The organism is Cyanobacteria bacterium GSL.Bin1 (assembly GCA_009909085.1).
In the GTDB taxonomy this organism is placed as follows: Bacteria; Cyanobacteriota; Cyanobacteriia; order Cyanobacteriales; family Rubidibacteraceae; genus Halothece.
Window position 1 is genome coordinate 1 of the sequence record JAAANX010000002.1, and the last position, 5,074, is coordinate 5,074.

Below are 5,074 nucleotides of genomic sequence, written 5' to 3' on the forward strand. Positions count from 1 at the left end.
GGCAGAAAGAAATAACATCAAGCTCGGGAATCAACGTACTGAGTAAAATCATGTCGTAAGCTTGCTGAGTGACCCAATTCAAACTGGTCGGTTCGTCCTTGGTAATGTCAACCGTATACCGCTCTGCAATTAATGTTGTTGAAATGAGTTCAATTGTAGAGTCGTCATCTTCAACTAACATCAGTTTCATGCCAAGATCCTCCAGTAGATAAGCGCTCGTCCTTTTGTTACCTTGACGGTTTTCATATCAAGTTACGAGATTTCAGTTGGCGTCTCTGACCAAATCTTAAAACAACTGAGATTGATGTCATTAATTTTTGGGTCAATTTGCAAGGAGTAAATAACGCTTAACTATACACTTAATTGTGTAAAAATATCAATAAATTGTTACTTATACAAGTCGATTGTTAATTAGGTAATTTGACATCAGGAAATATTTCAAGATCTTATAAATACTTTATTTTTTGTAAAAAAATCCTTATTTCATAATTTTTCTCTGTTTCTGGACACGAGTAATCTTAACAATAGAGGATAACGAAAAATTTTACAACTTTCTTATATCTATTTATCTCATTCTTATAGCTTTGTCGTAGATTAAATGCGAGCTGAAATTATACGCTATTTTTTCTGAAGATATTGTTTAATGTATGACATTTATCACTCATCTCTCGAAAGCCGATTTATTCTCTATTGTTGGAAAAATTTTGTCTCAGCAAATTCGCGATCGCGCTCTACTCTTGATCAACTAAAAATTTAACTTTCGAGCAATGATAAAAACAAAGGCAAGGCTCATTACTGTCACTTCAGTAAGAGGACTCTGGCTGCATCTGACTTTTCTGTCGGTCTTGATTCCCTTAGAGAGTGTGATGCTCCCTCCGAGAGCCAGCGAAGCCATCGCCCAACTCCTCACGGCTGAGTTATCGATTGTTCTTGAAAGCCCTATCCCATCCGCAGAGCCCTGGAGCTTTAGTAAGGAGGTTTCCAGCCCCGAAAATAGATGAACAATTTCTCTAACTTACAAACAGATCAATAACCAGCAAGAAAAAAGAAGGAAAAAATTCAATTATGAGTGACCACCGGAACTTAACGCTCTGCTGCAATTTCATTATCGTTTTTATCATTTTCTGTTGCTTCGGCATCGTGGCTCCAGTTGAAGCATCCCCTGTAGGATCCACTTGTCCGGAAGGGATGGTTTATATTCCTGGCGGTACCTTTACGATTGGATCGGACCGTCCCGAATTCCAAGAAGAAGAACTTGCCGAAGGCGTTGAAGTGAGCCCCTTTTGTATTGATCGCCATGAAGTGACCAACGCCGAATTTGCTGAGTTTGTGGCGGCGACCGGATACAAGACCGTTGCGGAACGCTCTTTATCGAAAGAGCAGTTTCCCAACCTCTCCGAGGAAGAACGAGCTCCGGGTTCCTTGGTTTTCGAGCCGCCCCCAGAGGATCAAACCCGCGTTCCTTATTTAAGCTGGTGGCACTGGACCCCAGGCGCCAACTGGCGACACCCGTTCGGACTCGACAGCGACATCGAAGGTAAAGACAATTATCCTGTGGTTCATATTGCCTATGAAGATGCCCAAGCGTATAACGAATGGGCGGGTAAAACCCTACCCACGGAAGCCCAATGGGAATTTGCAGCGCGAGGCGGATTGAAGAACAAAAAATTTACCTGGGGTGACGAATACTCCGCCCAGAAGGCAAATACTTGGCAGGGCATATTTCCGTTTTTTAATACTAAAGAAGATCACTATACTGGCACAGCTCCGGTTGAATCCTTTCCTGCCAATGGTTACGGGTTATACGACATGACAGGTAATGTTTGGGAGTGGACGTGCGACTGGTACGGTGTCAGTCATCGTGAGAAATCACATCGCCTCAATCCTAGCGGTCCTGCCGAACAAGAAAGTTTCGACCCCAAAAAACCGGCTGATGGAGCCATGCACGTCATTAAAGGCGGCTCTCATTTATGTGCCAAGAACTATTGCAGCCGCTACCGTCCGGCAGCCCGAGAATCCCAGGCTCCTGACACCGGGACGACTCATATTGGCTTTCGCGCGATCGCGCCCCTCAATCAACTCTAAACTCTCAAACTGGCGCTTTAGTCAAGGCACTGAGGGTAAGACCAGTTCATCATGACTCACTCTAGTAGCTGAATGCTTCTCAAAACTCAATCCTTTCTCATCAATCGGAGATTTCAATTATGAAACATTCCTTTCTCTATCGATGCGGCAAGTTGCTTGTCGCGATCGCGCTCTCAATTACTCTACTGCTGACGAACAATTTCCCCTTTGGCAGCAGCGCGATCGCGGCCGAAGTTTCTAGCGAACCGGCTCAGACAATGATCCAACTGCCCAAACCCGACCCAGAATTTAAGGGCAAAGTGGGCAAAACCTATAAAGATTCTGTTCCCAGCTATCCCGAGCCAGTGGAGGCTCCGGAAGGAGACCCGAATGTGCTAATCATCCTGCTCGATGATGTGGGCTTTGGCATGACCTCGACCTTTGGCGGACCGGTTCCCACTCCCAATCTGGACAAGCTCGCCAGTAACGGAATTTCTTACAATCGTTTTCATACCACCGCCCTATGCAGTCCCACCCGCGCTGCCCTCCTGACTGGGCGCAATCATCACAGTGTCGGTACTGGGGTCATTATTGAAACCGGGACCGGCTATCCCGGCTATACGGGCATCATTCCCAAAAGCACCGCTCTCATCTCAGAAACTTTAAATGACAACGGTTACGCCACCGCTATGTTTGGCAAGTGGCACAATACCCCAGAGCCAGACATTAGCCCGGCTGGACCGTTCAACCGCTGGCCCACTGGCTTGGGATTTGACTACTTCTACGGCTTTAACCAAGGAGAAGCGCACCAATACTATCCCAACCTCTATCGGAATACAGTCCCCGTCAGTCCGCCGAAAACGCCTGAAGAAGGCTATCACTTTACTGCGGATATGACCGATGAAGCAATCGCTTGGACGCGCAACGTCAGAGCGGCTGATAAAGATAAACCGTGGTTTGTTTACTTCAGCACGGGAGCCGTACACGCTCCCCATCACGTTCCCCCAGAGTGGCGGGAAAAGTTTAAAGGACAGTTTGATGGGGGTTGGGATGAACAGCGCAAATCGATCTATAACAAACAGCTAGAGATGGGCATCATCCCCGAAGGGACTAAACTCACCCCCCGTCCAGAAGAAATTCCCGCCTGGGAAGAAGTGCCTGAAGCGGCGAAAACCGTCTATACGCGGCTGATGGAAAACTATGCTGGATACATGGCGCATACCGACTATCACATCGGTCGCCTCATTGACGCTTTGGAAGAATCTGGAGAATTAGACAACACCCTAATTTTCTACATTGTTGGCGATAATGGCGCTAGTGCTGAAGGCGGTTTGGAAGGGACTTTTAGTGAAGTGGCAAGTCTGCTGGGTATTCAGTTGGGATTAGAGAGTACCATCAATCGACTTGACGAAATCGGCGGACCCACCAGCGAGCCTCATGTTCCCGTCGGTTGGGCTTGGGCAATGGATTCTCCTTTTCAGTGGACGAAGCAGGTTGCCAGTCACTTCGGCGGGACTCGCAACCCGATGGTAGTACATTGGCCAAATGGCATTCAGTCTAAAGGGGAAATGCGCGACCAGTTTCATCACGTAATTGACATCGCACCGACCATTCTCGAAGCCACGAAAATCCCCGAACCAACCGAAGTCAATGGGATTGAGCAGAAACCCATTGAGGGTGTTAGTATGCTTTACTCGTTTGATGATCAAAATGCTGAGGATAAACGAACCACCCAATATTTCGAGATGTTTGTCAATCGGGGGATCTATGACGAGGGCTGGATGGCTTCTAGCCACTTCGGCGTTCCTTGGAATACCGCCACTCGCGAGGGCGATTTTCTAAATGCCCCTTGGGAGCTTTACAACCTCGAAGAAGATTTTAGTCAGGCGAATGATCTCGCGGAAGAGAACCCGAAAAAACTACAGGAATTGCAAGCTAAGTTCGTCGAAGAAGCCGAGAAGTATAATGTCTTCCCCCTCGATCCCCGACTTTCCGAGCGCTTCGATCCGAAACTGCGAGGGAGTGGTGAACCGCCGACCCGTTGGACTTATTACGGCAATGACGTGCGCCTACCCGAGCCAGTCGGTCCGCAACTCTTCCCCAGAGGGCATACGATCGCTGCTGATGTCACGATTCCGCAAGAAGGTGCCGAAGGCGTGATTACCTGTGCCGGATCGTTTTCGGCGGGTTGGTCGCTATACGTCAAAGACAATAAACCCAACTTCCGCTATACAGTCTTTGATATTGGGGATGTGACGATTCCGGGCACAGTTGACTTGCCCAAGGGCAAAGTGACGGTCAAAAGTGAGTTTACTCCCGACGAGTCTCAACAAGGAGGCGGCACCCTCAAGCTGTTTGTCAACGATAAGCCAGCCGGAGAGGGCAAATTAACCCGCTCTTTGTTCCGTCACGGTCTAGAACCTTTTGAAGTGGGTCGCGACTCCATTACCGCGATCGCGCCTGACTATCAAGACCAAGGCAAGTTTGAGTTCACCGGGCAAATTAATCAAGTCAATTTCGCTTTGAAGTAGCGAATCACGCCTGTATTTTTTCTAACTTTCTAGAGGAAAAAAATGATTACCAGACCGCTAAAACTGATCATGACAACGCTACTTGCAGTTGTCTTCTTCATCACCAATCTGCCGTTGGCAGCAGAGGCGCAAACCTTTGTGGATCTCAGCGATATTGATCGTTCTGTGCTGCCCTTGCAACCGCCGCCTCAAGAGCCCATCACCACCTTAGATGCGCGGGATGCAACACCGCCCCCGCTGTTTCAAGTCAAGGCTCCGGAAGATGCCCCCAACGTGCTGGTGGTTCTAATCGATGATTTAGGCTTTGGCGGGACGAGCCATTTTGGTGGACCCATTCCCACTCGCACTTTTGATCGCTTAGCTGAGAACGGTCTGTCTTACAACCAGTTTCATTCCACAGCATTGTGTTCTCCGACCCGCCAGGCGATTAAGACCGGGCGCAACCACCATTCCGCTAACCAAGCCAAGATTACGGAAGT

4 protein-coding genes are annotated in these 5,074 nt (G+C 48.2%); 3 read left to right on the forward strand and 1 reads right to left on the reverse strand.

Annotated elements, in window-relative coordinates:
* Window positions 1–190, reverse strand: a 190-nt coding sequence (locus GVY04_00030; GenBank protein ID NBD14569.1) for a hypothetical protein, incomplete at its 3' end; no start/stop codon positions are given.
* Window positions 191–1,065: 875 nt separating this feature from the next.
* On the opposite strand from GVY04_00030, the gene GVY04_00035 reads away from it, so the two are divergent.
* From GVY04_00035 to GVY04_00045, 3 genes are all read left to right on the forward strand, one after another.
* A complete protein-coding gene (locus tag GVY04_00035; protein ID NBD14570.1) occupies window positions 1,066–2,085 on the forward strand; it encodes an SUMF1/EgtB/PvdO family nonheme iron enzyme in 1,020 nt (339 codons plus the stop codon).
* Between the two features lie 116 nt (window positions 2,086–2,201).
* A complete protein-coding gene (locus GVY04_00040) occupies window positions 2,202–4,595 on the forward strand; it encodes a sulfatase-like hydrolase/transferase (protein NBD14571.1) in 2,394 nt (797 codons plus the stop codon).
* Window positions 4,596–4,664: 69 nt separating this feature from the next.
* Window positions 4,665–5,074: sulfatase-like hydrolase/transferase (locus GVY04_00045; GenBank protein ID NBD14572.1), on the forward strand; the 410-nt coding region annotated here is incomplete at its 3' end.